This window comes from Legionella tucsonensis (assembly GCF_001468035.1).
Classification (GTDB): domain Bacteria; phylum Pseudomonadota; class Gammaproteobacteria; order Legionellales; family Legionellaceae; genus Legionella; species Legionella tucsonensis.
Genome location: NZ_LNZA01000004.1, coordinates 1 through 15,978 on the forward strand (window position 1 = coordinate 1; position 15,978 = coordinate 15,978).

Below are 15,978 nucleotides of genomic sequence, written 5' to 3' on the forward strand. Positions count from 1 at the left end.
TTGTTCCTGTGGTTGTATTTGTTCCTGTGGTTGTATTTGTTCCTGTGGTTGTATTTGTTCCTGTGGTTGTTCTGGTTGGGAAGGTGATAACTGTTCTTCTTGAGTTTTAATCAATGCTGGATCAGGTACTGGGGCTTGATCGATAATTTTTTCATTAATAGGAGTAGACGTTTGTGTTGGATTAACTACATCTAATTTTTCGGCTGATTCAGTTGGCAATGGTTTTAAAGATTGTGCTTCCTGTGTGGATAAAGGAGTTCCTGGGTTTTTTTCCAGTAGTTTTTTCTCTTCAGAAAAAGGAGCAGGAGGTGCTGGAGGAGCAACCGTTACTACTCCTGCTTGATCTAAAATTTCTTTGGGTGGTTGAGATTGCGCGGAACTTCCTCCTAATACACTGGTAGTCTCAGGTGCAATCGCTGCAATAGGGGTTTTAGGCGCTTGTTGTATTATTTGGGAAGGAACATTTACCACTGCCTGGTTAACCGGTTGCGAATTAACGAATGTTTGCGTTGGCACCGCAGTTATTGCGGGTGCTATATTTACATTTTGATAGAAAATATTGGTGCTTCTATTATCGTAAATATTATTTACATAAGTATTATTAATCTGGGTGTTATTTATATTGACGTTGATGAAATAATTACGTCCCAGTGTGGCTGGAGGAATATAGATTTCTCCCGGGGCGAGAGGGAACCATGCAATTCCAGGCACACCAGTACCCAGTCTCAGGTTAAAATTGTTGCCTCCTACAAATGCTACCAAAGCAGGCGCATAAACAGGCTGGGCATATCTTGGTCCAGGGACCCAACTCCATCTTCTTTCAAGATAAGCCCATCTACCATAATGGAATGGAGCAAATCCCCAAGGCGCATCATCCACCCAGGTCCAACCCCATTGACGAATCCATACCCACTGACCTGTACGATAAGGGGCCCAATTTGTACTCACTTTATTCGGAATCCAAACCTGACCGTATTTAGAGGTTTTTTTCCAAGTTCCATAGAGTTGCAGATCTTTTTCACCAATCATTTCGGTAGATACATATCGGGTAATACCTTTGCCTATACGATCCCGCATACGACTCCAACGCTCAAAATCATCAGGTGTAGGAATACCTGTGGGTTTAAATAGTTTTAGATTTACTCCAAAAGCGTAGGATTTTCCTTGTGTAATAATGTAAGAACTTTTTGGACCATACACCTTCCCTCTTCCTTTTATTACGCTTATGAGCGTTATTTTAGCTTGATTGTTGACAAAAATTCGATAATAACCTGGTTTTGTTACTATAAAAGCAAGGGTGGGCGTACTGATTTCAATTGTTTGCCGAGGATTTAAATGGGTTACTTTGACAATTAAGGTCCCGCTGGAAAGCTGTAATTGGGAAATTTTTTGATTCAGGTTTAGAATTTTAAGGCTCGTTTGATTACCCATGCGTACCGTTGTGGAGCCTAGCTGTAATTCGAGAAATGATTTATTACTTGACCATATACGATCGCCGGTTATTAATGGACGGTTGATAATGCCTTTTACCCATTGAGTTTCCCCTCCGGGTAGCAAACTTGCAGAGCCATTGATGGAACTTAATCGAGCAACTCGAGAAGGTTCACCTTCATCTTTAGCATAGGCAGAACCAAAGATAAAGAATAAAAAAATAAAAACTGAATAGATACAAATCCTTATATTTTTTTTCATCATATTCAACTTTTTCTTTGTAAATGCTTCCTTTCTCTGTTCGAAGATAAGGTCCGCGAAACTAAGTATAATTATAGACCATTATTTGACCATATAGATCATTTAATTTCCTCGTAGTCTGAAAAACTGATGAAGATAAACTTATGAGATGATGATGCTTTCCTCAAAAAAATACTGTGGACACGGATATGCCTCCTTTTTATGAGTCAAAAGCCAGCACCTTTAAGCTGTTTGCCCAGAAAGTTAGTCTTAGGGCAAATCTGCCAATTGAGAAACGATGAAAGAATGCAACATTCATCCAATAGGTAGGAGGCAAGGTTGATTAACGAGTGTGCTTTGGTTTGCAAACAGCCATTAATAATCAGTTGGATTAATTCAAAATGAGTTTCTTTAAAGAAAGTTATTTGTTAACCAGATTGTAAAAAGAATACATATCCGGAAATAATCTAAAATAACGAGTATAATTAATAAATATTCAGTGCAACAAGGATGTTTGTATGTATAAAGATCTGACTGTTCCTTATCAAGCACCCAATGGCATTGCCTCCTTAGATCTAGGAGGCATTCTTGCTGAGGATAAGGTGTTAGAAAATGCCCCCGTTAATCTCGTGCTCAAATCATTTAACCGCCATGGCTTGATTGCTGGAGCCACAGGAAGCGGAAAAACAAAAACCATACAAGTACTTTCCGAGCAATTGTCCTTAGCTGGAGTTCCTTGCCTGGTAATGGATATTAAAGGCGATATCTCTGGTTTGGCAATGCCAGGAGAAGTCAATCCCGGTATTGAGAAACGGTGTAAGTCCTTACAGTTATCGTTTACTCCCCGCGGTTTCCCTGTAGAGTTATATACTCTAAGCAGCGTTCCTGGAGTTCCTTTACGTACAACTGTTTCTGATTTTGGTGCATTACTCTTTTCGAGAATGTTAGAGATCAACGAAACTCAGGCTGGTGTCGTCACTATTCTTTTTGAATACGCTAAAGACAACTCTATGCCGCTCATTGATCTCCAAGATTTTAAAGCTTTGTTACAATACGTACAAAGTAAAGAAGGTAATGCAGAAATAGAATCACAATATGGCAGCGTTGCTGTCGCTTCTATTGGTTCCATTATGCGTAAAATTGTTGAATTAGAATCACAAGGTGGAAAAGATTTTTTTGGTGAGCCCGCATTTAAAATTGCAGATTTATTACACTATAACGAAAACAGCCAGGGAATTATATCCATTATTCGTTTAATGGACATGCAGGATCGACCGCAGTTGTTTTCAACTTTTATGTTAAAGTTACTTACCGATATTTATCGTCAACTACCTGAATTAGGTGATCCCGATAAGCCAAAATTAGTTTTATTCATTGACGAAGCACATTTGATTTTCAAAAATGCCAGTAAAGCCTTATTAAGCACATTAGATACAATTGTTAAATTAATTCGTTCTAAAGGCATAGGCTTAATTTTTTGCACGCAAACGCCTAACGATATTCCCGAGGCGGTTTTAGGACAACTCGGGTTGAAAATTCAGCATGCTCTGCGTGCATTTACAGCAAAAGATCGACAGACAATGAAATTAGTCGCACAAAACTTTCCTCCATCAACCTATTATGATACAGAGAAAATGCTCACTTCTTTAGGCATTGGGGAGGCACTTTTGAGCGCTCTTGATGCAGAAGGAGAGCCCACTCCATTAATTCATTGTTTGATAAGGCCGCCAGAATCAAGAATGGGTGTATTAACTGAAGCCGAAGTCCAGCAAATACTTAACAAATCTCATTTGTATCAACGCTATTCTCGTCGGGAAAATCCGCCCTCAGCCACTGAAATGCTTGCAGCAAAAAAACAAAGCACAACAACGGACTCACCCCCACCTTCCCAAGAAAAAACTACGACATCACAGCCTTCTATATTCGTAACAATGAGTAAAAATACTCTTGTAAGACAAGTTGTTCGAGATTTTTTCCGTTGGTTATTAAAAAATTTGACAAGAAAAAGTAAACGCTAGCTAAGGTCGATTTTGAGCAAATTGTTATTTTTGATATAAACCGAGAAGCAAACTAATCTGGTTATTTCGCAACCAGGATTGCGACTTAATCAGCTGCACTCATTTCTTTTTTTAATTATTCATTTTTTCATAAAAATCACCCAGACTGTTCTTTAATTTGCAAAAAATGTATAATAAATGAAAATTTTTTGGGAAAGTAAGATGTCACTAGCAAAAATATATGCAGAAGAAGCCGAAGATTTTGCACACAGAGTAAAAAAAATAACAAAAAGTGCTAAAAGAATTTTATCAAAATATCCCCATGATTTTGATGATACACTATTGAACTTTGCTGTAGAGTCTATACTACGTCACAACAATATTGATACCTATGAAGAAATTTCAGACGCCCTATGGCCAGTAATATTTAATGAAAAAACGCTCTTCAATGCAATTCTTGCTTACTATTTTTCTATACTTGATGAGCAAATCTTTAGGCAAACGAATTGGCTTCAAAAAAATGATGTACCTACAGACAATGAAGATGTTAATTTACGTGTAAAATTTTTAGGTCAATTATATGCCATTCGTGAGAAAAAATTTGAGGGGCATTCGGTTGAGGAAGCTATTCGATTTAAATTAGAACAAACCAAAGAATTAAGTGATGTAATAACAAAAACAGATATAGAACAGCTTAAAGATCATCATACGCTAAACATCCTAGAAGTTATTTCCAGCTTACTGAAATTTTTTAGCATGGCCGTCTTTTGTCGACTTTATTTCGATCCCATCGTTGCAAATAAATGCGATATGGGAAATGCATTCAGCACTCTTTGGTCAGGTAAATCATTAAACACGATCCACATGGAGCATTTGAAAGCAAAAGCAGAGCAACTGGAACATGCATGTAATATGGTTCGTGAAGCTTTAGCAATTCCGCAAGATGAAGAAAATACTAAACAGCCTAAATAAGCTGTTATACGTCTAATTACTTATTTTTATCTTTTTTATTTCGCTCCAATTGGATTTGCGCGTTTCGATAAATGCTGCAAATCCTTCTTGGGGTATCAAGCATCACCTTTTACTTCCAACAACTCCAAGATTAACTGTTTTGGTGCCGCCAAGTTTAATATACTTACGCGTTAAAGAAAGAAGATGAAGCCTTCCCAACCTTCTTGCTTTATTTCTTACTTCGGATTCAATATAGAAAAATAAGAGCTATTCGCTATGTGATGCTCAGTAGCCCTTTCTAAATGATGCTCACTTGTATACTGAGCAATCTTTATCATTGTTTCATTTTGTATGGCGGCCATTTTTCGATGCGTCGCTTTTTCAAAAGATTGGAGTTTTTCTGGTTCTAGCTTAGGAAAAAAAAGTCCTCGCCGCTGTCCCGATGCTAAAATTTTTGCAGCTTTTCTGATTGCTATAAAATCCTGAGCACCTTCGTCTATCATCTCAGGTAATAAAGGCGAGTAAGGGATACCTCCTAAATTTTCTGCTAAGGCTATAGAATTGATAGGATCGCTGATTATGCTATCAAAATTTAATTGATCCAATTGATTGCTGTTAGCCAAACAACGTGCAGCACTAGTCAGTGTTTTAACATATTTCAATTTGGGTATTAACTTATGAAGATTATATATATCTAAAAGATTCGCTGCCTTCATTATTTCGAATAATTTAAGCAAAGAGTCATCCGTTAATTCAGCTTTACATACTGAAGTAACAACCACATCAGTAGACAGTTTAATTCTCCCTTTATCCACTTCAGGTTTCTTATTCAAATTATGTACCAGCGAATTTTCTTGTAAGTACTCAATAACCTTTGCTACCTTGTCAGCGCTTTGTGGATATTGATCTAATCCATCATAGGCTGCATCAACAGTGCAGTTGAAGTAGCCCAATTGAATCATAGCTTGTGCTAATCCAAGAGCATGCTCAGAATGAGAACAAATAACATCAGTTGTTTGATTATTAAAAAGCTTTGCCTTTTTAAGCGCTACTACTGCCTCAGCGACTCTTTCAGGATATTTAGTGGAAAAAGCTAGATTTAACGCATCCTCTTCGAGGTTCTCTTGATTTAAGAAAGTCACTGCTTTAACTAATGCCATGCTTTCATTGGAGCGTGCAAATATCGTTTCTAAAATCAAGGGAAGTAACTCAGGATTGATTGTCATTTCCTTTAGTCTATCCGTAGCACATTCTATTTTGAGCCCATCTCTATCGACACTTAAAATAGACTCCAAATAAGGCTGTAACTCCCAACCCGCACTTTTAAAATTCTTAATAATTTCTTCGGCGTGAGAACACTTATCGAGTATGCCATCAGCAACAAATAATCTATTCAAGTTATCTTGCGTATTAGGAAGAAGCTCTAACAACTTATAAAAATGATAAGGATTTTGTAATTTCAGGATGTTAATTACATTATTACGATTGAATAATTGCGAGTTAATACTGTACAACATTTCTAATGCTTGTTTCTTGCTAAAAAGCTGTTTTACTTCACTTATTAGCGGAACCACCTCATCTGTATTTATGCCGTAACGATTAAGAACGTCTAGTGTTTCAAAATAAAGGACAGCATCCTCTGCAAATGCAAACTCCCTAAAGTATTTGAACATCTCTACTAATTGTTTTGGTTCTGAAATCATTTCTGCTGCATGCAGCACGATTGTCTTGGTAGAAGAGGGAATTTTTTTGCCAATAGAGGCCAAAAATGGTGCTAATTCTTTGGCGTGCTTAGAATTTTTCTCCAAAAACACAACATATTCTGCTGACAGTTGTTTCTGATTATTTAAACAATCTAATGCTTCATAACCACCAAGATAACCAACAAGTTTTCTAAAGATATGGCTGCTCGTTGAATCTCCATCTCTATCCTTCTTACCAATCAGAATCGTGGCTAATTCTAAAAGTAAAGATGGGGATAAGGTTTCAATACCTGCAAGTTTGTTATTACAAAATTCTCGTAATTCTCTAATATGCGGCTCATCCTTAAGCGTCCTGAAATATCCTTTGTTTTGATCATATAAACTAATTTGCTTCTTTATAGTTTCTGCTTTCATTGACTAATCCTTTTGTTGTTACTCCTGTTTTATCCTCGACATAATACTGCAGCAATAAATAAATAAACAGGCAAAATGGTGAATCAGACTTGAGAAATAAATGGATACATATTTATAAAATGCGGGAAAGCATTGTCTGGGTAGCTTACAACTGAACTGATCTTTAAGTTTTTATGCCAAGCTGATAACCAATACACCGATGAAAATTAAAAGCCCTCCAATAATGACTGAAAAATTCACATGAGTCTGATTGAATAAAAACCAAGTAAAAATAATGGTAAATATGGGATAAGTTAATTCGACAATACCAGCAATCGTAGCATTTTTAAGATTAATGGAAACAGTGATGAAATAACTGGCGATGAGAACAATCGCTATCTCGGCTATTGTTAATAATAGTAAACCAGAATCTGTTGTTAATATTTCAACGTCTCTTTTCATGGTGGTAAAAAAGGAAATGCAAGTAAATAATATTGCTCCAATTATCATTTCCAATGCCAATAATGTAATAGGTGAAATACTGTGCAATATTTTTTCAGCCAACGCGTAATTAAATCCCCATAAGATGGCGGCAAAAATAGCAAAAGTGAACCACATGACTTACTCCCGGGAAACAGACTTTATTTGATTTTTCCATTTTGAAGCAGAGCCTGAACTTCTAAAAACACAGCTGGATCTCAAAATGATCCTGAATATAATAACATCAAATTGATAAAAAATCAATCACTTATTGAGGAATACGCAGAACGAATAACACCGTGTCCTAATGAATTAGCACCGATGCAATACTAACTTCATACCACAAAAAAAATTTTAAAATAGATCGTACCCTACTTTAGTAGATATGTATTGAAGACTCTCGCAAATCCACGAAAACTTTCGGTAGAGTTAATAAAATCCATTTTCATACTCATTGAATATTTTATTCTATTCAAGTAAATTGCTTTAACTCATTGGCTAAGGGGTCTAGCAAGAATTATGCATCAAATTATTCAGCCACTTTTTTTTATTGGATTTTTTATTGTAGCATTCATTATAGCATTACCTTGTAAGCGTCTATTTAATATCAGTGAAGCTAAAGATCATCGATATAAGCATTTAGATGGGTTAAGAGGGTTAGCTGCATTGGGCGTTGTAGCATGTCATGTGAATCAATACCTTCTTACTTATTTTGGTATTGTCAGTACACACGAAACTGGGGATCGTATAGGTATTATTAGTGTACAGGTTTTTTTTGCTTTAACTGCCTATTTATTTACTAGAAAAGCCTTAGAAAATAAGCTCGATCCCGCCTCTTTTTATATAGCGCGAGTCAGGCGAATAGTTCCACTTTATCTTTTTGTTGCCTTCATGACCATCATTGCATGTTGTTATCTAACCTTTAAGATATCGCATAACCTTTCTATTCCTCTTAAATCAGTTATTGATACATTTTCATTTGGCTTTTTAGGTGCTCCAGAACTCTATTTTGGTAAGGCCAATGCCTTTTCCTTTATCGGAATTGCATGGACTTTAAGTTATGAATGGAAATTTTATTTGATCCTCCCTCCTTTATATTTTCTATATCGCCATTCCACATTCATGGCGATTACAATCATTTTATCTGTTCTTGTATTAACTTTTCGTGATTTTTATGTTTTAAAAAATGTGCTGTGGCCTTTTTTCATCATCGGAAGCTTTGGTGCATGGTTAAGTTATTATTATCCGAACATAAGACAATTAAGGATAAAATCTATTTTGGGAGCTCTGGCTTTATTAGTGCTCATCGTATCTATCTTCGTTTCTGGTCAGCTCGATTACAAACATTTCCTTCTAACAGGTGTCTTATTTATAAGCGTCCTCATAGGAGAGCCTAAGATATTGACTTCTAAACCTTTACTATTTCTTGGTCAGATAAGCTACAGTATCTATCTTCTTCAATACCTTATATTATTTCCGGTTAATCAATTTGTCTTAATGCATCATATTGTAGGAGGTCCTCCCATACAAAAATTTATAGCATGCTTTAGCGTTGTGGCTATATTAATTCCAGTTGCTACTCTTACATATAAATTTATTGAATTACCTGGGATGGAAGGAGCTTTTTGGAGTCAATTTGCTTTTATAAAAAATTTAGTGCAGAGAAAACATAGGCTGCTTACCGAATAATTAAAAGAGGGCTAGAATCTGATACTACCTCAACTAGTGTAACAAAATACTCTGTTTTGAAGGATTTTAATGAAAAACCGACAATCCCTCAGGCAAGCTACCCCCAATAAAGACATTTTAAACCTCTTTAAATTTTTGATAAGATAACTTCTTCTTTTTTATGCAACCTAATATTCTTAATGCCTAAGCAACCAATTAAAAAGCCATCATTTTTTGGGATGAAATTTGAAGATGTATTCACTGAAGAAAATATATTTACACGTGATTTAAAAAAAAGTGCATTAACAACAAATCCCACTCCAACTCCTGAAATTGATCTAGTGTACGTGCTCGCCGCAAGAACAACTGTTTTAAGTCAGATTGCCGATGTCGAGTTGATTCAACAAAATAAAAGAAAAGAAGAGGAGTTCGATCGTGTAGATGACATTCATCGCATGAAACTTGGCATTGAGATTGCAACTCAAGTATGTGCACTTCGTGCCGGCAAAAAGCCTGAAGAATTAACTGAAAACGATTATGTTATTCCTATTTTTTATAATGGCAGAAAAATCCATAATGAAGATTTAAAAAAAGCATTAAAAGATCCCGAACTTCAAAAAAAATTAGGTCAGGAACCGCTGCCTTATTATCCTGCACGATTATTTACAATCGCACCTCTTTATAATCCGAGGAAAAGTAGCATCGGTCAAAATACCTTGACACAAGCTCAATCGTTTCGCCATTACCTCGAACATCACGCTCACAAACACATTGCAGTTGTCTCCAGTGCCTTCCATTTACCCCGCGTCGCAAGGACTTTTGGCCTGGACTCGCCCCAAATGGATGACGCTTTTATGGATGAGAAATCAGAATCCAACCCGCTTCATTCTCTGGGCGACATACAATTGTACTTGCATGGTGTGCACAAAAATGAAGCGCGGAACGGTATCACGCTGGATCTTATTGGAGAAAATAATGCCATGCAGAATTATTCTTCTGGCAATAATCCATCAATTTCCAGGTATCTCAGCAGGAATGTATTTTTTACGAATGAGGACATGCTTTCATACAAAAGTTTGGCTAAAGCCATATTCTGGAACAAACATACAAAGGGTGCCTCCCAGCAAATAACAGCTGCTGAAGAAAAAACTGAACCCTGCAAGATGAGCTAATTGATTTTTTCATCTCAGAACTCCACTATTGGAGTTATTCACTTATTTGCGAGGATTTTTTGCTATCAATTACAAAAAATGCTCCATCAGAAGGCTTGAGGTTTTTTATAATAAACTCCTAATTTTTTTGCCATCCAGCCATTATCTGGGAAAGTTGTCCCCGGAACTTCCCAAACCCCTGTTGCAAAAGCACCTGCTCCCCATAAAATTGAAAATATATGAGCATCAACAGCTGCTTTTAATTGGTCGGAACTATTATGAGCCCAATTAAAGTTGTTTAAAGTCAAACACTGAATCGCATTTTTGCCAGCGCACAAACTATAACCATTGGGTAAATGGGCAATATCAACATTAATCCAGGAAGCACTATTGCTTAAATCCGGTTGTAAGTTTGAGTCACCAAAAAAATATACCGGGGCAGAACCTACTTCATGAACTTCTAAAATAGGCTCACTTTGTGTAGGGATATGGGCAGCAGGAATTTGCCATAACATAACAGGTATATAATTTTTTCCTGCTTGTTGTCCTAGCCCTTCACTAATTTGTTTGCTCATCGTTAGAAAATTCTGCCATACAGCATCATTGTAAAACGTTGCCTGATTAATTAGTAAGCTGGGAAATTTACTGCTGTAATCATCGGCGCCATAACGATCAAAATAAATAAAATCAGGTTTGTATTTCCTGGTAAATAATTCAAAGCTCCTTAAATCGGCCAAAACCTTATTAACATAGGGCTGTACAGCAGTTGGGCCCTGATGAATCCACCATCCCCCTTCTGGTACTGCAGAAATATTTTCATGAACGCCAAGAGCAACTTGAGGTCCAAAATATTTGGCCATCCAGTTTTGCGCTTGTAACCAACCATTAAAATTATCTGAGAAATCAGGGATGTTATTATTTGGAGTTGCCGCAGTACAAAGGGGCATCACATAATCATTAACACAAGTGGAAAAAGCTTGACCCGCAGTATAATTATCCGTTTTAGACTTTAACCATACCAATAAATCAGTTGGGGTACCACGAGCTATTACCGGTTTATTATCCCAGCCATAAGTACAATTGGGTGTGTTCAAGTCATTGTAATCTATTTTTTTAGTCATCATGCAATATGCATTCGCAACCGATTGACCGACGGGTATATTTAAAGACTGAACTGTTTCTACGCGATTTGTATTTCCTAGGTAGCCAAGCATATCTGGATTTAATAATATGGTGCCATAGGTTCCTGTATTGCTATATGCATTATCTTCCAACGTTTTAGACAAAAACATGAGATTAAAGAAATGTTTTGTGAGTTCGTCTAAATGAGTCACGCTGTCTGTATTCCAGCCTCCGCTGAGTTGCCATCCGTATTCAACTAAAACAGGATTAACAGGATGACCGGTATTCTTTTTTATATTTTGGGCCATGTTAATCATATTCCAAATTTTATAAGGGGTTTCTATTTTTCCAGGATCTCCATCCCCCCCTGCGCCATTGTAGGTAAATACTGAATCAATTCGAATATTAGTTGGTTCTTGCATAGTTCCGTTTGTTATTGTTCCCATAGCTAAGTAGTTTGGCCAACCCGAAACCGTAGTCTTATTTTGAGTCTGGCCATAAGAAGGACTTGAGGTGATGAAAAGAATCAAAAAATTAAGAACCATTTTTTTCATTGAATATTCCCCATTATTTATTCAGTAGAGAAAAAAGCAGTTACAAAATATAGCTTATTGCTGATTTCTCTGAATGAATTAATAATTAAAAAAATTCATATTATACTATAATTGACCATTTTGATCCAAAAGTGATTTATTTTTTGTTTCTGCCTACACTCCGCGCTTGTCTGCGGGGCGTAGAAATACAGTTAGACTTTTTCTGCGATATGTAGAAGACTCCATGCAAACAATCAGGATTTCCGTTTTATTTCTATTTTTAGTTCAACTAAAATTACAAGGTATTCTCGGATCTCTTGTTTTCATTAATTGTTTTTTTAAGGATTTCTTTTTTATCTGGCCATTGCTGAATTAATGACTGATTCAATTGAGGACAATGTTCTGCAAACCAAGGCCCCACTTGTACCAAGATCAAAGGTATTTTAGGTTTGATACATGTTTCAAATTCTTTCCGAGTTTCCTTTTTACACAGCTCCTTGTTTTCAAGACAGTTTTTTATAATATCATCAGTTAATTGCTGCCAATTTTCTGGTGGAGCCACGCCTAAAAAAGATTCAGTCATGATTTTTGACAAAATATTTTGGCTCATCGATGCGAATTTTTTGGGATCAATTTTTTTTTCGCAAAATTCATGGCGTAAGAGTTCATTAATTTGTTTTCCAACCCGTTCTACTTCATTCATGTTAAAACATGGGGTTAAGTTAGTACCCGACTGCGGGGTAGTATTTGCAATGAGTATATTGCTGCTTAAAATAAGACCTAAACCAATTAATATCCTTATCATGGCCTCATCCTTAATAATTCCCTTGATAAAAATGATAGCCAAGCTCACGATAGTTGTCACCTACATAAAATAACTGAGGCTGATTTTCTGGTAGTTTTTCCACGAAGTATTTCTTATTTTTTGAAATTATTGGGTCGATTACATTGTGATGTTGATATTGAAGAGCAGGATAAAAAATTCAGACTATAATTAAAAATACAATCACATTTATGAAAATAATATGGAGACAAAATCAGACAAATCTCTTTTGACACCAAGGGATATTGGGCGTTCTGATCTCTTTATAGAAGACTTAGGAAAATATCAAATCCTTGTTCAAACTTGGATTAATAAACTAGAAAAGCAGGTTAAAGAAACCCCCCATGATAATTCCCAATTAAAATTTGGGAAAATTTTAGAATATTTGTTACATCATAATTTTCAACAAATAGGATTCAAGAACGCAAAATTTAACCCTCTAAATAGCAAAGATGATTACTGGGAAGACCCTTTTCATGAGTGGAAGCGAACAGAATCAGGACTCCAAGTAATAAAATATGCTTATAGGATTTATTTTACCGGCATTAATTCAGATAGCGAAGACTTAGGTGCAAACACCAATGTAAAAATACTTTATTTAACCACGATAACCAATGAAGGATTAATTGCGTTTTCTTTTGAAGATAAAATAGAACCAATTGATTTTAATTTATTTAAAGAGCTAGCAATTCACCTAGAGGTAAAATCAGATGCTTGGAGTCATCTGATAAATTTTGAAGAGACTTTAAAGAGTACATCTAACGCACACCTGATTTCTCAAATCTTAGGTTTAATTCTATATTTAAATATAAATCCGGATTGTGGAGATGATATTTTTTACAAAATGTTCTCACTACTAGAAAAATCAACGGACGATGCCTTTAACTCAACTATAGTCGCATTACTTAAGGATACTCCCGAATATGAAAATAAGGTGGTGACATTTATTCGTAATAATCTAATAAATTATACAGAAAATGAAATTCACACACGAGGCAAGCTTTTTAAACTTTCAACCAATAATATAAACTCATTGATATCTGAAATGAGAGAAGCTAAGGCACTTCAAGAACAACATAATAAAGTCCATCAAGAAAGGGAGCTTAAAAAGGATTTAATCGAAGCAATTGATGAATATCTTGACTGGCGTAAGAATCACAAAACAACAAAAGGCTATCAACGTGATACTGGAACTTTTTCTTGGTTGCGACATTTTACAAATTTTGGGAAAAATCGCGCTACTGCATTAAAAAGCGCACTGCAAAATGCAGAAGACTTGGACTCTATAGGTACTATTTTGCACGCCCATTTCAACAGTAACTCAAGACTAAATAATCATTCTCTCGATAGCTATTTAGTAAGAAGCCTCTATGAAAAAAATAACAATTTTAAGTCATTATTTAATTTTGAGCATATATCCTATGAAAAAAATAAAGATTCAAAGGCAATCCGTAACATAATAAAAGATAGTTTTTTGGAGCAAATCAAACACGTAGATGATGAACCAAATACACCAACACTATCAAACAAAACAAAAATCGGCCTCAATGTTACCAAAATACCTGAGAGTGAAAGAGAAGAAAATATTTTGGCTATCCTTACGGTATTAAATAATGATGAATTGCTGAAAAATAAAGATGACACAATCCCCGCAATCATAGAAGAGATACGAGAAATTGTTGGAAAACTCGATTCATCTAAGGAAGAAGAAATAGTAGATGCTATTATTGACATTAAAACTAAAATAGCCGATTGCAGCGATAGTATCGATAACGAACATGCACTTAATATCATTGAAGCATTTAACATACCTGATGGTAATTTTAAAAAAATTCGTGCTGCTTTAGCAGTTGACAAGGAAATAAAGCATATTATGGACAGCATTAGCGGAACCGCATTGCAAAATAAAATAGACCTTTAATCTAAAAATAAATTAATCCAAGCATTGTTAAGTACAAAGTGATTGCGTTTTGCAAATCAATAAGCGTTAATAGTAATAATGGGATCCAAACAAATCCTCCTTGGTTTTTCTTATAAGTTTCAGACTAACTTGTAAACTCATCCGCAGAGGGCGGATTAGATGACCACAACATTTTTACTTTAAAATTACCATGACCAGACGCTATGGCTAAACTGCCATCCTCCAAGGTCTTCAGGCTGAACGTAATTTTTAACTCCTTTGGTTTCTTCTTTGCAGGTATTTTATCGACTGAATCAACAAAGGAACGAATGACTTCGGGTAACACAGATAATGAGTCTTTAAAGTTACCGCCGCCTTCTCCTGTGCTTCCTTCTTCTACTTCAATGAGAATAGAAGTATTGCTTCCAGCAAATGATTTATATTTAGGCATTGTCTTCGTCATCCTCAGTAGCGCCAGCTTCAAGATCCGGCAATTCCATATCACTTTGCAACCACACAAGCGTGGTTGGAACCTTAAACATCCAAGCCTCAGGGTCATCTGGTGCGATGACTATATCCTCATTAATGTCACCAATCATACTTTCGTTTCGTAATTCAGCAACGTACTCTTTATAGAGTTTAAATTCCGCATCGGTATTATCTTCTACACCCGGAGCCACAATTGTTCCGGAAGGGTCCGGTGGATCAAATTGCGGTACATCGCCTCCTGGCCACATTTTACCGGTAAGTTGATAAAAAAGGACTGCTTTAGTTGCCTCAATACGAACAGGGACAAGTACTCGGGCAGCACCAGCACGTAAAAAATCTGCAAACAAGGGGTCGTTATCTTTAATTGGATAAATATCAAGCCAATATTTTTTACGCCCCCAGTAGTAAGGATAAAACTCATAGGTCATGTTCTTCCAATCAAATGATTGTTCCAAAAATTGAATTTCCTGAGTCATTTCCAAAGCGTTATCAACATGAATTTCGGGATAATTACTAGGAGCATTAGCATTGATATTATGAGTTATTCCGGGTACAGCATTGTATTTAAAACCGGTCCAGAGAGTAATACACCCTTTTTTTAATTCTTCTCGTTCAATAGTGCGATTAAGAAGTGGATTGTTTCCGCCAATTTCAACACCCTCTTGAACTTGTGCTGCTGCAAGACGCTCTTCATATTCAAGTCTTTTTTTATTGTAGGCAGCCATTATCGTTTGATATGCCTTAAGCCGCCATTCATCTTCATATTCCTGGGTCAATTTGCAAACAATTGCAATACTTATCATCAGAGAGCCAATTCCATGCCCCCGCACACCAATAGGAAACATACCAGAAATCGCCGGTATACTTGCACCATTTGAAGTAGACTCCCCCTCATCACGATTCAGCACATGCACAGACCGATGGATAGAGAAGTGATAAACGTCTTTTGCCCCTCCAAAGGTATAATACCAAGCGCTGCTGCCGTAAACGTATCCGGGAGGAATTTCCAATTCGCTGTCTGTGAATACCCATTGTTCTTCTGCCGTTAATTCACGACCCAGGACTCGTGAAACAATTATTTCTTTTCTCGGCGGGGG

The 15,978-nt window shown here is 36.2% G+C and carries 11 protein-coding genes and 1 pseudogene; 5 read left to right on the top strand and 7 right to left on the bottom strand.

Going from position 1 to position 15,978, the window contains the following annotated elements:
* Positions 1–1,695, bottom strand: a 1,695-nt coding sequence (locus tag Ltuc_RS12405; protein ID WP_157064619.1) for a DUF6600 domain-containing protein, incomplete at its 3' end; no start/stop codon positions are given.
* 494 nt (positions 1,696–2,189) lie between these two features.
* Here Ltuc_RS12405 and Ltuc_RS12410 point away from each other — a divergent pair.
* Entirely contained in the window at positions 2,190–3,689 is a 1,500-nt protein-coding gene (locus tag Ltuc_RS12410) for a helicase HerA-like domain-containing protein (protein ID WP_058521685.1), read from the top strand.
* Positions 3,690–3,890: 201 nt separating this feature from the next.
* On the top strand, positions 3,891–4,640 hold the full coding sequence (locus tag Ltuc_RS12415; protein WP_133138313.1) for a hypothetical protein: 750 nt from the start codon (positions 3,891–3,893) through the stop codon (positions 4,638–4,640).
* Positions 4,641–4,855: 215 nt separating this feature from the next.
* On the opposite strand, the gene Ltuc_RS12420 is transcribed toward Ltuc_RS12415, so the two are convergent.
* Together Ltuc_RS12420 and Ltuc_RS12425 are read right to left on the bottom strand one after the other, a co-directional pair.
* A complete protein-coding gene (locus tag Ltuc_RS12420) occupies positions 4,856–6,736 on the bottom strand; it encodes a BTB/POZ domain-containing protein (protein ID WP_058521687.1) in 1,881 nt (626 codons plus the stop codon).
* A 171-nt stretch (positions 6,737–6,907) separates the two neighbouring features.
* A complete protein-coding gene (locus tag Ltuc_RS12425) occupies positions 6,908–7,333 on the bottom strand; it encodes a DMT family transporter (RefSeq protein ID WP_058521688.1) in 426 nt (141 codons plus the stop codon).
* A gap of 381 nt (positions 7,334–7,714) precedes the next feature.
* Between Ltuc_RS12425 and Ltuc_RS12430 the strand changes: the two genes are divergently transcribed.
* Both Ltuc_RS12430 and Ltuc_RS12435 read left to right on the top strand, forming a co-directional pair.
* On the top strand, positions 7,715–8,884 hold the full coding sequence (locus Ltuc_RS12430; protein ID WP_058521689.1) for an acyltransferase family protein: 1,170 nt from the start codon (positions 7,715–7,717) through the stop codon (positions 8,882–8,884).
* Positions 8,885–9,102: 218 nt separating this feature from the next.
* Complete coding sequence (locus Ltuc_RS12435; protein ID WP_133138312.1) at positions 9,103–10,035, top strand: hypothetical protein; 933 nt, start codon at positions 9,103–9,105, stop codon at positions 10,033–10,035.
* Positions 10,036–10,121: 86 nt separating this feature from the next.
* On the opposite strand, the gene Ltuc_RS12440 is transcribed toward Ltuc_RS12435, so the two are convergent.
* Both Ltuc_RS12440 and Ltuc_RS12445 read right to left on the bottom strand, forming a co-directional pair.
* Positions 10,122–11,690 carry a hypothetical protein gene (locus Ltuc_RS12440; RefSeq protein WP_058521691.1) on the bottom strand — a complete coding sequence of 523 codons (1,569 nt, stop codon included), beginning with the start codon at positions 11,688–11,690 and terminating at the stop codon, positions 10,122–10,124.
* Positions 11,691–11,964: 274 nt separating this feature from the next.
* Entirely contained in the window at positions 11,965–12,474 is a 510-nt protein-coding gene (locus Ltuc_RS12445; RefSeq protein ID WP_058521692.1) for a hypothetical protein, read from the bottom strand.
* Positions 12,475–12,694: 220 nt separating this feature from the next.
* On the opposite strand from Ltuc_RS12445, the gene Ltuc_RS12450 reads away from it, so the two are divergent.
* Entirely contained in the window at positions 12,695–14,413 is a 1,719-nt protein-coding gene (locus Ltuc_RS12450) for a hypothetical protein (protein ID WP_058521693.1), read from the top strand.
* A 124-nt stretch (positions 14,414–14,537) separates the two neighbouring features.
* Here Ltuc_RS12450 and Ltuc_RS12455 read toward each other — a convergent pair whose 3' ends face one another.
* On the bottom strand, positions 14,538–14,855 hold the full coding sequence (locus Ltuc_RS12455) for a CU044_2847 family protein (RefSeq protein ID WP_238584144.1): 318 nt from the start codon (positions 14,853–14,855) through the stop codon (positions 14,538–14,540).
* A pseudogene (locus Ltuc_RS12460) lies at positions 14,836–15,978 on the bottom strand (hypothetical protein); the annotation flags it as partial. The gene Ltuc_RS12455 and the pseudogene Ltuc_RS12460, both read right to left, overlap by 20 nt.